At 71.4% G+C, this 15,013-nt stretch carries 12 protein-coding genes; 4 read left to right on the top strand and 8 right to left on the bottom strand.

Annotated features, from left to right (window positions below):
* Nucleotides 1-51 precede the first annotated feature (51 nt).
* The 3 genes from EKO23_RS19845 to EKO23_RS19835 form a co-directional block, all read right to left on the bottom strand.
* Nucleotides 52-1,488 (bottom strand): flavin-containing monooxygenase, encoded by a 1,437-nt coding sequence (locus EKO23_RS19845; RefSeq protein ID WP_134719943.1) that lies wholly within the window; start codon nucleotides 1,486-1,488, stop codon nucleotides 52-54.
* Nucleotides 1,489-1,630: 142 nt separating this feature from the next.
* On the bottom strand, nucleotides 1,631-2,827 hold the full coding sequence (locus EKO23_RS19840; RefSeq protein WP_134719941.1) for a fatty acid desaturase family protein: 1,197 nt from the start codon (nucleotides 2,825-2,827) through the stop codon (nucleotides 1,631-1,633).
* Nucleotides 2,828-2,878: 51 nt separating this feature from the next.
* Nucleotides 2,879-3,985, bottom strand: a complete 1,107-nt coding sequence (locus EKO23_RS19835) for a ferredoxin reductase (RefSeq protein WP_246051203.1) — start codon at nucleotides 3,983-3,985, stop codon at nucleotides 2,879-2,881.
* Nucleotides 3,986-4,091: 106 nt separating this feature from the next.
* Here EKO23_RS19835 and EKO23_RS19830 point away from each other — a divergent pair, with 106 nt between their 5' ends.
* The gene (locus EKO23_RS19830; protein ID WP_134719939.1) at nucleotides 4,092-5,306 is read left to right on the top strand and encodes a PucR family transcriptional regulator; all 1,215 of its coding nucleotides are present in this window, start codon (nucleotides 4,092-4,094) and stop codon (nucleotides 5,304-5,306) included.
* On the opposite strand, the gene EKO23_RS19825 is transcribed toward EKO23_RS19830, so the two are convergent.
* From EKO23_RS19825 to EKO23_RS19815, 3 genes are read right to left on the bottom strand one after another with little or no spacing between them, the layout of a single operon-like run.
* On the bottom strand, nucleotides 5,280-6,125 hold the full coding sequence (locus EKO23_RS19825) for a DUF72 domain-containing protein (protein ID WP_134719937.1): 846 nt from the start codon (nucleotides 6,123-6,125) through the stop codon (nucleotides 5,280-5,282). The two genes, EKO23_RS19830 and EKO23_RS19825, sit on opposite strands and share 27 nt — an antisense overlap.
* Nucleotides 6,126-6,146: 21 nt before the next feature.
* On the bottom strand, nucleotides 6,147-6,914 hold the full coding sequence (locus tag EKO23_RS19820; RefSeq protein ID WP_246051202.1) for a DeoR/GlpR family DNA-binding transcription regulator: 768 nt from the start codon (nucleotides 6,912-6,914) through the stop codon (nucleotides 6,147-6,149).
* A 26-nt stretch (nucleotides 6,915-6,940) separates the two neighbouring features.
* The gene (locus tag EKO23_RS19815) at nucleotides 6,941-7,999 is read right to left on the bottom strand and encodes a zinc-dependent dehydrogenase (protein ID WP_134719933.1); all 1,059 of its coding nucleotides are present in this window, start codon (nucleotides 7,997-7,999) and stop codon (nucleotides 6,941-6,943) included.
* Nucleotides 8,000-8,179: 180 nt separating this feature from the next.
* Between EKO23_RS19815 and EKO23_RS19810 the strand changes: the two genes are divergently transcribed.
* Nucleotides 8,180-10,129: a PTS mannitol transporter subunit IICBA gene (locus tag EKO23_RS19810; RefSeq protein WP_134719931.1), complete on the top strand. Its 1,950-nt coding sequence runs from the start codon at nucleotides 8,180-8,182 to the stop codon at nucleotides 10,127-10,129.
* Nucleotides 10,130-10,285: 156 nt separating this feature from the next.
* Here the strand turns inward: EKO23_RS19810 and EKO23_RS19805 are convergent, their stop codons facing one another.
* Nucleotides 10,286-11,017 (bottom strand): glutamine amidotransferase, encoded by a 732-nt coding sequence (locus EKO23_RS19805; RefSeq protein WP_134719929.1) that lies wholly within the window; start codon nucleotides 11,015-11,017, stop codon nucleotides 10,286-10,288.
* 29 nt (nucleotides 11,018-11,046) lie between these two features.
* Nucleotides 11,047-12,204 (bottom strand): CaiB/BaiF CoA transferase family protein, encoded by a 1,158-nt coding sequence (locus EKO23_RS19800; protein ID WP_134719927.1) that lies wholly within the window; start codon nucleotides 12,202-12,204, stop codon nucleotides 11,047-11,049.
* An 87-nt stretch (nucleotides 12,205-12,291) separates the two neighbouring features.
* Between EKO23_RS19800 and EKO23_RS19795 the strand changes: the two genes are divergently transcribed.
* The gene (locus EKO23_RS19795) at nucleotides 12,292-12,825 is read left to right on the top strand and encodes a PadR family transcriptional regulator (RefSeq protein WP_134719926.1); all 534 of its coding nucleotides are present in this window, start codon (nucleotides 12,292-12,294) and stop codon (nucleotides 12,823-12,825) included.
* Nucleotides 12,822-14,840, top strand: a complete 2,019-nt coding sequence (locus EKO23_RS19790) for an NADPH-dependent 2,4-dienoyl-CoA reductase (RefSeq protein ID WP_134719924.1) — start codon at nucleotides 12,822-12,824, stop codon at nucleotides 14,838-14,840. Before EKO23_RS19795 ends, EKO23_RS19790 begins: the two co-directional genes overlap by 4 nt.
* Nucleotides 14,841-15,013 lie beyond the last annotated feature (173 nt).

Genomic DNA, 15,013 nt, shown 5'->3' with positions numbered 1-15,013 from the left:
ACTGTCGCACCGGGAGGCCCGAGCGGACCACGGTGCCGCGAACCGTCCCGGTCAGGAGAGCTCGAGGACCCCGTCCTCGATCGCCGCGCGGCGCATCTGCCGGCGGTCGTGGAGGTAGCTCTGCCGCAGTCGCCACGGCTCCCGGTCGCCCTGCACCGGCAGGTTGTCGAGGCTGCGCAGCACGTAGTTCGGCGTGAAGTCCATGAACGGCGCCTCGCCGACGTCCGGGTCGCGTCGCGGTACGGCGACGGAGAGGCCGCGCGCGTCGAGGTGCGCGAGCAGCCGGCAGACGTAGTCGGCGACGAGGTCGGCCTTCAGCGTCCACGAGGAGTTCGTGTAGCCCACCGTGAACGCGAAGTTCGGGACGCCGCTGAGCATCATCGCCCGGTAGGCCATGGTCTGCGGCGGCTTCACCTCCTCGCCGTCGACGAGGAGCCGCATCCCGCCGACCAGGAGCAGGTTGAGCCCGGTGGCGGTGACGACGACGTCGGCCTCGAGCTCGCGGCCGGAGCCGAGCCGCAGCCCGGTGGGGGTGAACCGGTCGACGGTGTCGGTGACGATCTCGGCGGCGCCGTGCCGCAGTGCCCGGAAGAGGTCGCCGTCCGGGACGAAGCACATGCGCTGGTCCCACGGGTCGTAGCGCGGGCGGAAGTGGGTGTCGACGTCCACGTCCGGCAGCGCCTTCACGACCTGGCTGCGGACCAGGCGGCGTACCAGCGCGGGGCGGGCCCTGCTCAGCTTGTAGAGCCCCTGCGCCAGCAGGATGCTGCGCCACCGGATGATCGCGTGCACCGCGCGCGGCGGCAGCCGCCGGGAGAGCCGCTCGTGCAGCGGGTCGGTGCCCGGCAGGGACACGACGTACGACGGCGAGCGCTGCAGCATGGTCACGTGCGCGGCGTCCTCGGCCAGCGCCGGGACCAGCGTGACCGCGGTGGCGCCGGAGCCGATGACCACGACCCGCTTGCCGGCGTACGTGAGGTCCTCGGGCCAGTGCTGCGGGTGCACCACGGTGCCCGCGTAGTCCTCGACCCCGGCGAACTCGGGGGCGTGCCCCTGGTCGTAGTCGTAGTAGCCGGTGCAGGCCCACAGGAACGAGCAGGTGATCTCCGTCGGCCCGTCCGGGGTCTCGGCGAGCACCGTCCAGCGCTTGGCGCCCGAGTCCCAGGAGGCCTCGACGGCCTTGTGCCGGTACCGGATGTGGCGGTCGACGCCGTACGCCCGCGCGGTGTCGCGGACGTAGGCCAGGATCGACGGCCCGTCGGCGAGCGCCCGGCTCCCGGTCCACGGCCGGAAGCGGTAGCCGAGGGTGTACATGTCGGAGTCCGACCGGATCCCGGGGTAGCGGAACAGGTCCCAGGTCCCGCCGCTGGCCGCCCGCGCCTCCAGGACGGCGTACGTGCGGCGCGGGTGCTCCTCGGTCAGCCGGGCCGCCGCGCCGATCCCGGACAGGCCGGCTCCCAGGATCAGGACGTCGACGTGCTCGGTCACGCCCTCGACCCTACTGAATCCCGTTCAATTGCGGAAGCGTCGCACCACCGCCCGCTGTAACGCGGTGTTCTTGTCACTTAGTACGTGTTCAAACGCGTGCCAAGCGACATGAACACCGCGTTACAGCTGGAGCGGCGGGAGGTCAGGCGGCGCGCTGGAGGGCGCGACGGACGCGGGGACCACCGGTGGTCATCTTGTAGAGCTTGGCGAGCTGCTGCGGGGCGTTCTTCGGGGTGGTCTGCGCGAGCCAGCCGTTGGGCAGCGACAGGCGGACGACCTTGTGCCAGGCGCTGGCGACCTGCTTGTGCATCGGGGCCGAGTGGTAGTTGAGGTCGTACTTCTCGAACAGCGCCTTCACCTTCGGCGCGATCTCGGCGTACCGGTTGCTCGGCAGGTCCGGGAAGATGTGGTGCTCGATCTGGTGGCTCAGGTTGCCGGTCATGATATGGATCAGCTTCGGGCCGGAGATGTTGGCCGAGCCGAGCATCTGCCGGACGTACCAGTCACCGCGGGACTCGCCGTCGATCGAGCGCTTCTCGAAGGTCTCGACGCCCTCGGGGAAGTGGCCGCAGATGATGACCGAGTGGCTCCACACGTTGCGCACGGTGTTGGCCACGAAGTTCGCGGCCACGGTCGGCAGGAAGGAGCCGGTCGGCAGCGACAGCAGCGGGTGGACGACGTAGTCCTTGGTGGCCTGCTTCTTGATCTTGGCCAGCACCTGCTTCGCGCGCTTGCGGAACTCCGGGTCCTTGGTGCCCTTCCTCTTCATGGTGGCGCCGAGCTCGAGGTCGTAGGCCGCGATGCCGTACTCGAAGAACAGCATGTTCACGAAGTTCCACAGCGGCTGGCCGAGGTGGAACGGGTGCCACGGCTGGTCCTCGTCGACGCGCATGATGCCGTAGCCGAGGTCGTTGTCCTTGCCGATCACGTTGGTGTAGGTGTGGTGCAGCTCGTTGTGGCTGTGCTTCCACTGCTCGGCCGGGGTCGCGGAGTCCCACTCCCAGGTCGTCGAGTGGATCTTGGGGTCGCGCATCCAGTCCCACTGGCCGTGCAGGATGTTGTGCCCGATCTCCATGTTCTCGAGGATCTTCGAGATGCTCAGCCCGGCGGTGCCGAGGAGCCACGCGGGCGGGAAGGCGCTGAACAGCAGCACCGCGCGGCTGCCGAGCTCGATCGAGCGCTGGGTCTTGATCACGCCGCGGATGTACGCCGCGTCGGACGCGCCGCGGGAGTCGATGACCTCCTGCCGGATGGCGTCGAGCTCCCGGCCGATGTTCTCGATGTCCTCCGGGGTGAGGTGGGCGATCGGGTTGGTCGGCTTCTTCTGGATGGCGGTCATGCCGTCTCCTTCAGGTTGATCGGGTCGCGATCGGTTCGGGGTGTGGAGTGGTCAGTGGTCGAAGTCGCAGGGGCCGGCGGCGGCGTTGATGCACGTCTGCACGAGCACCCCGTCGCCCTCGACGGCCGTGGTCAGCTCGCCGTTGCGCAGGTCGCGGACCGCGCCCTCGCGCAGCGGGAGCACGCAGCCGTAGCAGATGCCCATCCGGCAGCCGCTGGGCATCAGCACGCCCGCGTCCTCGGCGGCGTCGAGGATCGGGGTGGCGCCGTCGGCCTCGACGACCGCACCGGTCTTCGCGAACGACACGCTGCCGCCCTCGCCGGTCACCAGCGTGGTGGTGCGGAACTTCTCGGTGTAGAGGTCGAGGCCCTTGGCGTCGTGGAGCTCCTGGAGCGCGTCGAGCAGCCCGGCCGGCCCGCAGGCGTACGTCGTGCGCTCGGCGAGGTCGGGCACCAGCGCTGGCAGCTCGTCGACGTCGAGCACGCCGTGCTCGTCGTCGTACCGCGCGACCAGCCGGATGGATCCGTCGACGTCGAGCTCCCGGAGGTTGTCCAGGAAGATGGAGTCCGGCTCGGAGGGCGCGACGTGCACCACGACGATGTCGAGGTCGCGGCTGCGGGGCAGGTGCACGACACCGCGGTCGGCGACCGGGAAGAGGTTGCGCAGCATGCCGATCACCGGGGTGATGCCGGAGCCGGCGGTGACGAAGAGCAGCTTGCCGGGCCGCTGGGCGAGCACGAAGTCGCCGGTCGCCTGCTCGAGCTGGACGACGGTGCCGGTCCGCGCCTCGTGCACGAGGAAGTTGCTCACCTTGCCGTCCGGGACGGCCTTGACGGTGATCGAGATCAGGCCGTCGCGGCGAGGGCCGTGGGTGAGGGAGTAGGCCCGCCACTGGCGGACGCCGTCGACGTCGACGCCGATCCGGATGTACTGGCCGGGGACGTGACCCCGCCAGTCGGCACCGGGCTTGAGCACGATCGTGGCCGCGTCGCGGGTCTCGTGCCGCACGCTCACGATGCGCGCCCGCAGGTCCGCGCCGGGACGGAGGGGGTGGAAGAGGTCGAGGAAGTCGGCCGGGACCAGGGGGGTGGTCGCGGCTTCCGCCACCTGGGTCAGGCGGTCCCGAAAGGAGCGTCGGGGTACGTCGATCGTGGCCATGGTCCCCATCGTGCCGCCCTGAGGGTTAAAGTTCATGACTGAGCCACGTGAATCAGGACCCTTTCTTTGTTCGCTGTGCACAAAGAGGGCCGGCGGAGGAGGCACCATGGCCCGACGTACGGCGCGCCGGGGCGGCGGCGACGACCCGCACGCACTCGAGCTCTCCCCGCACGCCGCCTCGGCGATGCGCTCCGAGCTGCCGGCGGTCGCGGACCGCACGGTGGCCGCGATCATCGACGAGGTGCCCAGCTACGCCGACGCGCTGAGCGGCCCCATGGGCGAGACCATCCGCAGCGCCGTGCAGCTCGCGCTCGGCACCTTCCTCAACCTGGCCACCCGCTCCGACCGTGGCACCCCGATGGCCCCGGCACTGGAGGGCGCCTACCAGCTCGGGCGCGGCGAGGCCCGCAGCGGCCGGAGCATGGAGGCCCTGCTCGCGGCGTACCGCATCGGCGCCCGGGTCTCGTGGCGGGACATGTCGCGCACCGTGGTCGAGCAGGGCATGGCGGCCGAGGACCTGTCCCTGTTCGCCGAGCTGGTCTTCGCCTACATCGACGAGCTGTCCGCGGCCAGCGCGGCCGGCCACACCGAGGAGCTCGAGCGCACCGGCCGGGTCCGCTCCCGCAACCTCGAGCGGCTGGCCCGCGGGCTGCTCACCGACCAGCCGGCGGACGCGGTGGTCGCGGCAGCCGAGCGGGCCGGGTGGGAGCCGCCGGCCGGGCTGACCGCCGTGCTGCTGCCCGAGGCGCACGTCCGCCAGGTGCTCTCGCACGTCGACGAGCGCACGCTCGCGCCGACTGAAGACGTGCCCGGCGCGGTCGAGGGCACCGGCCTGCTGCTGGTCGCCGGCCCGACGACCAAGGCGGCCCGGGCCCGGCTGCTCGGCGCACTCAAGGGGCTGGACGCCGTGGTCGGACCGACCGTGCCGTGGCTGGAGGTCGCGACCTCCTTCGAGCGGGCGCTGCAGTGCCGCCGGTTGGAGCTCCCCGGCACCGTCGACTCCGAGGAGCACCTGGCCGAGATCGTGCTGACCTCCGACCGGAACGCGCTCGCCGACCTGCGCGTCGCGGTGCTGGCCCCGCTCGACGGACTACGGCCCTCAGCGGTCGAGAAGCTCACCGAGACCCTGCGGTCCTGGCTGCTGCACCACGGACGTCGCGAGGACATCGCGGCCGACCTGTTCGTGCACCCGCAGACGGTGCGCTACCGCGTCGGCCAGCTCCGCGAGGCGTACGGCGACCGGCTGGAGGACCCGCGCTTCGTGCTGGAGGCGACGATCGCCCTCGGCATCGCCTCATCCGGGCCCGAGAGTCCGACCTGACCGGTCCCGCAACCGGTCGAGGAGCGCGACGGCGTCCCAGGGCGCCCGCCCGCGCGCGTCGTTGTCGAAGTAGACGTACGCGTCGCGCCCCGCGGCCAGCCAGCCGCGGACACGGTCCGCCCAGGCATCCAGCGAGGCCGGCGCGTAACCGCTCGCGTACAGCTCGGTGTGCCCGTGCAGCCGGGCGTACGTGAAGTCCGCGGTCACGTGCTCCTCGCCGGGCCAGGTTCCCGGGCTGTCCGCAACCACCAGCGCCACGTCCTGCTCGGCGAGCAGCGCGATCGCGCCGTCGGTGAAGAACGACGGGTGGCGGGCCTCGACCGCGTGCCGGACGGGTCCCGGCGCGGGCGGCTCGAGGAGCACCCGGTCACCGGCCAGGCGGTCGTCGTGACGACGGGCCAGGCGGCCCGCCTCGCTGGTCGTCCTTGGCAGCGCAGCGAGGAACCCGGCCACGAGGTCCGGCTCGAAGCGGAGCGTCGGCGGCAGCTGCCACAGCACCGGGCCGAGCTTCCGGCCGAGGGCGAGCACCCCGGACGCGAAGAAGTTCGCCAGGCCGGCGTCGACGTCCGCCAGCCGCTTCAGGTGGGTGATGAAGCGGCTGCCCTTCACCGCGAGGACGAAGTCGTCGGGCGTCTCCTCGACGAACCGGCGGTACGTCGACGGCCGCTGGAGGGAGTAGAACGAGCCGTTGATCTCGGCTGAGGTCATCCGGGACGCGACGTACTCGAGCTCGCGCCGCTGCACGAGCCCCTCCGGGTAGAAGTCGCCCCGCCAGCGCGGGTAGCGCCAGCCCGAGACCCCGACGTACGCGGTCGGCATGAGATCGACGCTAGCCCGGGCTCAGGCGAGGACCACCTCGACGCCCCGCTCGGTCAGCGTGTCGCAGATGCGTCGGGATGCGTCGCGGTCGGTGACCAGCACGTCGACGTCGGTCAGCTCGGCGAACCGGACGGTGCTGTCGACCCCCAGCTTGGAGTGGTCGGCGAGGACCACGACCTTCTGGCCGGCGGCCACGATCGCGCGCTTGCAGGCCGCCTCGCTGTGGTCGGGCGTGGAGAGGCCGTGCCCGACGGAGATCCCGTTGGTGCCCAGGAACACGACGTCGGCGCGCACCTGGGACAGCGCGGCGACGGTCACCTCGCCGACCGCGGCCTGGGTGGCCAGGCGGACCCGCCCCGGCAGCAGGTGGAGATCGATCCGGTCCACCCCGGCCAGCCGGGCCGCCAGCGTGATCGCGTGCGTCATGACGGTGAGGTCGCGACCCACCAGGTGCGGGGCCAGCCGGGACGTGGTCGAGCCGGCGTCGACCACGACCGAGCCCCCGGACGGGGGCAGGTGCTCGGCGGCCGCGGCCGCGATCCGGTCCTTCTCCAGCGGGAAGGACCGGTCCCGGTCGTCCAGCCCGCGCTCGAGGGCGGTGAGCACCGTGACCGGGACGGCCCCGCCGTGGACCCGCCTCAGCAGGCCGGCCCGCTCGAGGACCGACAGGTCGCGGCGGACCGTCTCGGTGGTGACGCCGTACGCCTCGGCGAGATCGAGCACCGAGAGGCGCCCGCGCGCGACCACCATCTCGGCGATCGCCTGCTGGCGCTCCTCGGCGTACACCACGTCCTCCCGTCCGCGACCGGTGACCGTCAGGGTTCGACGGTGACCTTGATCGCCTCGCCGTTCTTGACGATCTGGAAGGCGTCCAGCACGCGGTCGAGCGGGATGTGCTCGGTGATCAGGTCCTTGACCGGGACCTGGCCCGTCGAGATGTACTCCAGCGCCCGCTTGTTGTGCTCCGGCGCGGAGCCGTTGGCTCCGTGGATGTGCAGCTGGCGGTAGTGGACCACGTTGGAGTCGCACTTGATGAACGGGTCGGTCTTGGGCAGCCCGCCGAAGAACGAGATGCGGCCGTTGCGCGCGGCCATCGAGATCGCCTGCTCCTGGGTGACGTTCGCCGCGGTCGCGGTGATGACCACGTCGGCACCCCGGCCTCCGGTCAGCTCCATGACCTTCTCGACGACGTCGACCTCGGCACCGTTGATCGTCTCGTCCGGCTGGACGGCGTCGGCCGACATCTTCAGCCGCTCGGCGTTGACGTCGACGAGGTAGACCGGGCCGACCTTGTGCACGCCGCGGGCGATGCGGATGTGCATGCAGCCGATCGGGCCGGCGCCGAACACGACGACCGTGTCGCCCTCCTCGATGCCGAGCAGCTCCTGGGCGTTGATCGCGCAGGCGAACGGCTCGGCCGCCGAGGCCTCGTCGTACCCCACGTTGTCGGGGATCCGGTTGAGGCCGTCGACCTTGAGCACCTGCTTCGGGACGATCATGTACTCCGCGAAGCCGCCGTCGTACTGGTAGCCGACCGAGGTCTGGTTCTGGCAGACCGCCATCCAGCCCTTGTTGCACTCGTAGCAGTCGCCGCACGGGACCGCCGCGATGACCTGGGCGCGGTCGCCCACCTTCCAGTCCCCGCCGTACGTCGCGTTGACGTCCGCGCCGACCTCGACCACCTCGCCCGCGATCTCGTGCCCGGTGATCCGCGGCGGGGTGAGGTTCTGGTGACCGTTGTAGAAGATCTTGACGTCGGTGCCGCAGGTGGAGCAGTTGCGCACCCGCAGCTTGATCTCGTCCGGTCCGCACTCGGGCTCCGGCACGTCCTCGAGACGGACGTCCTCGGGTGCGTAGAAACGCAGGGCCTTCATGGTTCTCCTCCGGTCGGCGTTGACGGGTGGGTACCCACGTTATCCGGCCATGCGGGCAGAAAGCCACACATCCGGGCAAATATCCATGCCCGAATGCTTGGCAATGAGTGGGAATGTGCGGTTAACTGGGCAAATCGTTGTGGCCGGGGTCACATCCCGGCCAAGCAATCGGAGGTACGCATGGCCACCACCACCACTACGAGCACCGAGACCCAGACGTCCGCGCCGCGGCCCGGGTTGCGGGTGCGCGTCCAGCAGTTCGGCACGTTCCTGTCGAACATGATCATGCCGAACATCGGCGCGATCATCGCCTGGGGACTGATCACCGCCTTCTTCATCCCGGACGGATGGGTTCCGAACGAGAAGATCGCCACGATGGTCGGGCCCAGCATCTTCTACCTGCTGCCGATCCTCATCGCCTACACCGGCGGCAAGCTCGTCTACGACGTCCGCGGTGGTGTCGTCGGCGGCTTCGCCGTGATCGGCGTCATCATGGCCACCAGCGACCCGATCTTCATCGGGGACGACGGCGGCGCACCGATGTTCCTGGGCGCGATGATCATGGGCCCGCTCACCGCGCTGGTGATGAAGAAGCTCGACGCGCTCTGGAGCCACAAGATCCGCCCCGGCTTCGAGATGCTGGTCAACAACTTCTCCGCCGGCATCCTCGCGGCCCTGATGGCGATCGGCGGCATGTTCCTGCTGGCCCCGGTGCTGCGGACGGTCACCGACTGGCTCGGTGACGCGGTCAACACCCTGGTCGACAACAACCTGCTCCCGCTGACCTCGATCTTCATCGAGCCGGCGAAGGTGCTGTTCCTCAACAACGCGATCAACCACGGCGTGCTGACCCCGCTGGGCATCCAGGAGGCGGCACGCGAGGGCCAGTCCGTCCTCTTCCTGCTCGAGGCGAACCCCGGCCCGGGTCTCGGCCTGCTGCTCGCCTACAGCGTCTTCGGGCGCGGCCTGGCCAAGGCCTCGGCACCGGGCGCGGCGATCATCCAGTTCTTCGGCGGCATCCACGAGGTCTACTTCCCCTACGTGCTGATGAAGCCGAAGATGATCCTCGCGACCATCGCCGGCGGCATGACCGGCATCTTCTTGCTGGTGCTGTTCGACGTCGGCCTCCGCGCTCCGGCGGCTCCGGGCTCGATCTTCGCGGTCTACGCCCAGACGCCGAGCGGCGACTTCTTCGGCATCACGGTGGGCGTCTTCGGCGCCGCGCTGGTGTCGTTCCTCGTCGGCTCGCTGCTGCTGCGGATGGACCGGTCCGAGGACGGCGACCTGATGCACGCGACCGCGGCGATGGAGGACATGAAGGGCAAGAAGTCGGTGGCCTCCAGCACGATCGCCGGCGGCGGCACCGCCACCCTGACCGGCCCGATCCGGGACATCGTGTTCGCCTGCGACGCGGGCATGGGCTCCTCCGCGATGGGTGCCTCGGTCCTGCGGCGCAAGATCCAGGAGGCCGGGTTCGACGACGTCACGGTCGTGAACAAGTCGATCGCGAGCCTGACCGACGACTACGACGTGGTGGTCTCCCACCAGGACCTCACCGACCGGGCCCGCCAGAAGACCAGCCGCGCGGTGCACGTGTCGGTCGAGAACTTCATGGGCAGCCCGCGCTACGACGAGATCGTCGAGATGGTGGAGGCCTCGAACGGCGCCGGCGCCGGCAGCGGTGTCGCGGCCGAGGAGGAGAGCTCGTCGGGCGAGCTGCTCGCCGAGCAGTCCGTGGTGCTCCGCGGCTTCGCCTCCACCCGCAACGAGGCGATCACCGAGGCCGGTGAGCTGCTCCTCGACGTCGGCGCCGTCGACCGGTCCTACCTCCAGGCCATGCACGACCGCGAGGAGTCCGTGTCGACCCACATGGGCAACGGGCTGGCGATCCCGCACGGCACCAACGAGGCGAAGTCGGCGATCCACCGGACCGCGATCTCGTTCGTCCGCTACCCCGACGGCATCGACTGGAACGGGCACCAGGTCAAGTTCGTGATCGGCATCGCCGGCGCCGGCAAGGACCACCTGCCACTGCTCGGCCAGATCGCGCAGGTGTTCACCGACCAGGACAAGGTGGCCCAGCTCGAGGCGGCCCGGACCGTCGAGGAGGTGCGGCGCATCCTCGCGTAGCCCGTCCGTCCTGCACCACCGATCGAAGGAGCCGGCGCTCGGGCGCCGGCTCCTTCGTGCGTCGGGCCGCCCTCTCCCGGCGTTTCGCACGTGGTGGCCGCCCCGCGCCACCCGGCACGACCGCGGCGTGCGACCCGCCCGGGACGCGTACGGCGGTCAGCGGGCGTAGAGCTCGACGAACCGGCCGAGCAGCTTCGTGGGCTCCGTGACCACGGCCGAGCGAGCGGTCGCGATGACCGACTCCAGCTCGTCCGGCTCGAAGTAGCCGTGGTGCTGGTAGGCCTCGATCCGGCGGACCAGCTCGACCACGTCGAGCTCGGGGTGGAACTGGGTGGCGTAGACGTTGCGGCCGATCCGGAACGCGTGCACCGGGCAGGTGGCCGACGATGCCAGCAGCACGGCACCGCGCGGCAGGGCACGCACCGCCTCCTTGTGGCCGAGGAACGCCCGGAACTCCCGCGGCAGCACGCCGAGCAGCGGATCGGCGATGCCGTCGTCGGTGAGGGTGATCGGCAGCGAGCCGATCGGCTCGCCGTACGTCCGGTCCACGACGCCGCCGTCGAGGGTGCCGAAGGTGCCGATGCCGTAGCACGCGCCGAGCACCGGGAAGTCCGCCGCGACCAGGCGCTCGGCCAGGCCGCGCAGCTCGGCCTCGACCCGGTGCTGGACCTCGGACTTCTTGCCGGGCGGGTCGCTGACGTTGAACGGGCCGCCGCCCATGATCACGCCCGACCAGTCGTCCAGGTCGACCTCCGGCAGCGGCTCGGCCTCCAGCCGGACCCGGACCAGCTCCTCCGCGCGGAGCCCGCCGAACGACAGCATCGCGGCGTACTCGCCGTCCGCGACCTCGTCCTCCGCGCGGGTGCCCAGGAACAGGAACGGCCTCATGCCGCGCAGCCTAGGGCTCCTTTGTCCGGCTACGCCTGCACCGCCGCACCGGACGCGAGCAGCGCGTCGACGTCGTCGATGCCCCAGGCGGCCAGCGCCTCGCGGGTGTGGGTGCCGGGCTTCGGGGCGGGCGGCAGTCCGAGCGACGGCTCGGTGCGGGAGAACCGCGGCGCCGGGGCGGGCTGCATCGCGCCCTCGTGCTCGACGTACGTCGACCGGGCCGCGAGGTGCGGGTGGTCGAACGCCTCGGTGAGGGGGATGATCCCGGCCACGCAGGCGTCGGTGCCCTCGAACACCTCGACCCACTCGGCCTGGGTGCGGGTGGCGAAGGCGTCGGCGATGACCCGCCGCAGCTCGGGGTACGTCGCGAGGTCGTAGCGGTCGGGCGCGGAGTCGCGGATGCCGAGCAGGTCGAGGAGCTGCTCGTAGAACTGCGGCTCCAGCGCGCCCACCGACATGTGCTTCCCGTCGCTGGTCTCGTAGACGTCGTAGTACGGCGCGCCGCCGTCGAGCAGGTTGGAGGCGCGCCGCTCGCGCAGGTTGCCGCCGGCGAGGAAGGCCAGCGTCATCGCGCTCAGGTGGGCGGCGCCGTCGACGATCGCGGCGTCGATCACCTGCCCCTGTCCGCTGGCGCGCGCCTCGTGCAGGGCGGCCAGGATCCCGATCACGAGGTAAGTCGACCCTCCTCCGAAGTCGCCGACCAGGTTGGTCGGGAACGACGGCCGGGCGCGGTCCTGGCCGAGGCCGTGCAGCACGCCGGCGACCGCGATGTAGTTCATGTCGTGGCCGGCCACCTCGGCGAACGGCCCGGTCTGGCCCCAGCCGGTCATCCGGCCGTAGACCAGGCGCTGGTTGACCGCGTGGCACTGCTCCGGGCCGATGCCGAGCCGCTCGGCGACGCCGGGCCGCATGCCCTCGACCAGCACGTCGGCCTGCGCGACCAGGTCGAGCACGGTGCGCGCGGCGGCCGGGTCCTTGAGGTCGAGCGCGACGGAGGGGCGACCGCGGTTGAGGAGGTCGTGCGGGCCGCCGGTGAGCAGCTGGCCGCCGGGCCGCTCGAGCCGGATCACGTCGGCACCGAGGTCGGCCAGGATCATGCAGGCGTGCGGGCCGGGCCCGATCCCCGCGATCTCGACGACCTTGACGCCGCGCAGCGGACCCGTGCCCTGTCCGAGTTCGTAGCCCATGCGCGCGAGTCTGACAGATCTGCTGTCAGCGTGACCCGGGCCACATGGGCTTGCAACTCGTTGCATAGGTGGTTCACCATGGCGCCCATGGCCCTCGAGCACGCGCTGCTGGTCTCGCTCAGCGAGCGCCCCGGATCCGGACTGGAGCTGCGGCACCGGTTCGACCGCTCGATCGGCCTGTTCTGGCGGGCCACGCACCAGCAGATCTACCGAACCCTCGCCCGCATGGAGGGCGACGGCTGGGTCTCCGCCGCCACGGTCGAGCAGACCGGCAGGCCGGACAAGAAGGTGTACGCCGTCGCGCCGGCCGGCGAGCGGGCGCTGGCCGAGTGGATCGCCGAGCCCGGCCCGCCCGAGCAGGCGCGCAGCGACCTCGCCGTCCGCCTCCGGGGCGCGTCGTACGGCGACCGGGCGGCGGTGCTCGACGGCGTGCGCGAGCACCTGGCCGTGCACGCGACCCGGCTGGCGACGTACGAGCAGTGGTGCGAGCGCGACTACCCCGACCCGGCGGCCCTCGACGGTGCCGACCTCGACCGGTACCTCGTCCTGCGCGGCGGGATCCGGCTCGAGGAGTTCTGGGTCGGCTGGCTGACGGAGTACCTCGAGAGGACCGATCGATGACCTACCCCCACCTGCTGGAGCCGATCACGATCGGCGACCTCACCCTCCGCAACCGGGTGGTGATGGGCTCGATGCACACCGGGCTGGAGGACCACCGCTGGGACCTCCCCAAGCTCGCGGCGTACTTCGCCGAGCGGGCCCGCGGCGGCGCCGGCCTCATCATCACCGGCGGCTACGCGCCGAACCGGCGGGGCTGGCTCAAGCCGTTCGCCGGCGGCATGTCCACCCGGCTGCACGCGGCCCGGCACCGTGAGATCACTGACGCCGTCCATGCCGAGGGCGGGGCGATCGCGCTGCAGGTGCTGCACGCCGGCCGCTACGGCTACACGCCGTTCAGCGTCGGCGCCTCGGACCGCAAGTCGCCGATCACCCCGTTCAGGCCGAAGCGGCTGTCGACGAAGGCGGTCGACCGGACCGTCGACGACTTCGCCCGCTCGATCGCGCTGGCGCGGAAGGCCGGGTACGACGCCGTCGAGGTGATGGGCTCCGAGGGCTACCTGATCAACCAGTTCCTGTCCGGGCGGACCAACGACCGCACCGACGCCTGGGGCGGCAGCCCCGAGGCGCGGATGCGGTTCCCGGTCGAGATCGTGCGGCGGGCGCGGGCGCTGGTCGGGCCGGACTTCCCGATCGTCTACCGGATGTCGCTGCTCGACCTCGTCGACGGCGGCCAGACCTGGGACGAGACCGTCGCGCTGGCGCAGGCGCTCGAGGAGGCCGGCGTCTCGATGTTCAACACCGGCATCGGCTGGCACGAGGCGCGGGTGCCGACGATCATCACCCAGGTTCCGCGCGGGGCCTGGGTGCCGTGGACGGCCCGGCTCAAGCAGGCCGTCTCGGTGCCGGTGTGCGCGTCGAACCGGATCAACACCCCCGACCTGGCCGAGCAGATCCTGGCCGACGGCGACGCCGACCTGGTGTCGATGGCTCGCCCGTTCCTGGCGGATCCCGAGCTCGTGAACAAGGCCGCGGCCGGCCGTGCGGACGAGATCAACACCTGCATCGCCTGCAACCAGGCCTGCCTCGACCACACGTTCAGCAACAAGGTGGCGTCCTGCCTGGTCAACCCGCGGGCCTGCCACGAGACCACGCTGGTGCTCGGCCCGGTGCGCACGAAGCGGTCGGTGGCCGTGGTCGGCGCCGGTCCGGCCGGGCTGTCCGCGGCGGTGGCCGCCGCCGAGCGCGGCTTCGCGGTCACGCTGTTCGAGAAGGACGCCGAGCTCGGCGGCCAGTTCCGGCTGGCGATGCGGGTGCCGGGCAAGGAGGACTTCACCGAGACGCTGCGGTACTTCCGGCGCCGGCTCGAGGTGCTCGACGTGGACGTGCGGCTCGCGACCGAGGCCACCGCGGCCGACCTCGCGCCGTACGACGAGGTGGTGGTGGCCACCGGTGTGGTGCCGCGCGACATCGAGCTCGACGGGATCGGCCACCCGAAGGTCGTGTCGTACGCCGACGTGCTCAGCGGCGCGGTCGAGGTCGGGAAGCGGGTGGCCGTGATCGGCGCCGGCGGCATCGGCGTCGACGTCAGCCACTTCCTCACCCACGACCCCGCGGACACCGTCGAGGACTGGATGGCGCACTGGGGCGTCGGCGACAACGCGGTGCACCCCGGCGGCCTCACCGAGAAGAAGCCGCGCACCCCGGTGCGGGAGGTGTGGCTGCTGCAGCGCAAGACCACGCCGGTCGGCAAGGGCCTCGGCAAGACGTCGGGCTGGGCGCACCGCACTGTGCTCAAGGACTCCGGCGTGCGGATGGTGCCGGGCGTGACCTACGAGAAGGTCGACGACGCCGGGCTGCACGTCATCGTCGCCAACGGCGACGGCGGCCCCGAGCGCCGGGTCCTCGACGTCGACCACGTCGTGGTCTGCGCCGGGCAGGAGTCGGTGCGCGGCGTGTACGACGACCTGGCCGGCCGCGACGGCCTGCACCTGATCGGCGGCGCGGACGTGGCCGCCGAGCTGGACGCCAAGCGGGCCATCGACCAGGGCACCCGGACGGTCGCCGCGCTGGCCTGACCGTGGGTGGTGTGGGTCAGTGGGTGCCGTAACCCCGCAATTGCAGCCGTATTGCATGGTTTCGGCTGTCGGCCATGTCACGGGGCCGCAATTGCGGCCGCGTGACAGTTCCACCACCGCGCCGGCATGTCGTACGGCTGCAATTGCAGCGGCGTGACAGATCCCGAACCCGC

It is taken from the genome of Nocardioides guangzhouensis, from assembly GCF_004519545.1.
GTDB lineage: Bacteria > Actinomycetota > Actinomycetes > Propionibacteriales > Nocardioidaceae > Nocardioides > Nocardioides guangzhouensis.
This window is presented reverse-complemented; position numbering and strand designations above follow the sequence as displayed.

What these genes read in the sequence shown, in the direction of transcription:
- EKO23_RS19840 (WP_134719941.1), bottom strand. Translation starts at nt 2,827, where the DNA reads ATGACCGCCATCCAGAAGAAGCCGACCAACCCGATCGCCCACCTCACC.
- EKO23_RS19835 (WP_246051203.1), bottom strand. Translation starts at nt 3,985, where the DNA reads ATGGCCACGATCGACGTACCCCGACGCTCCTTTCGGGACCGCCTGACC.
- EKO23_RS19830 (WP_134719939.1), top strand. Translation starts at nt 4,092, where the DNA reads ATGGCCCGACGTACGGCGCGCCGGGGCGGCGGCGACGACCCGCACGCA.
- EKO23_RS19825 (WP_134719937.1), bottom strand. Translation starts at nt 6,125, where the DNA reads ATGCCGACCGCGTACGTCGGGGTCTCGGGCTGGCGCTACCCGCGCTGG.
- EKO23_RS19815 (WP_134719933.1), bottom strand. Translation starts at nt 7,999, where the DNA reads ATGAAGGCCCTGCGTTTCTACGCACCCGAGGACGTCCGTCTCGAGGAC.
- EKO23_RS19810 (WP_134719931.1), top strand. Translation starts at nt 8,180, where the DNA reads ATGGCCACCACCACCACTACGAGCACCGAGACCCAGACGTCCGCGCCG.
- EKO23_RS19805 (WP_134719929.1), bottom strand. Translation starts at nt 11,017, where the DNA reads ATGAGGCCGTTCCTGTTCCTGGGCACCCGCGCGGAGGACGAGGTCGCG.
- EKO23_RS19800 (WP_134719927.1), bottom strand. Translation starts at nt 12,204, where the DNA reads ATGGGCTACGAACTCGGACAGGGCACGGGTCCGCTGCGCGGCGTCAAG.
- EKO23_RS19795 (WP_134719926.1), top strand. Translation starts at nt 12,292, where the DNA reads ATGGCCCTCGAGCACGCGCTGCTGGTCTCGCTCAGCGAGCGCCCCGGA.
- EKO23_RS19790 (WP_134719924.1), top strand. Translation starts at nt 12,822, where the DNA reads ATGACCTACCCCCACCTGCTGGAGCCGATCACGATCGGCGACCTCACC.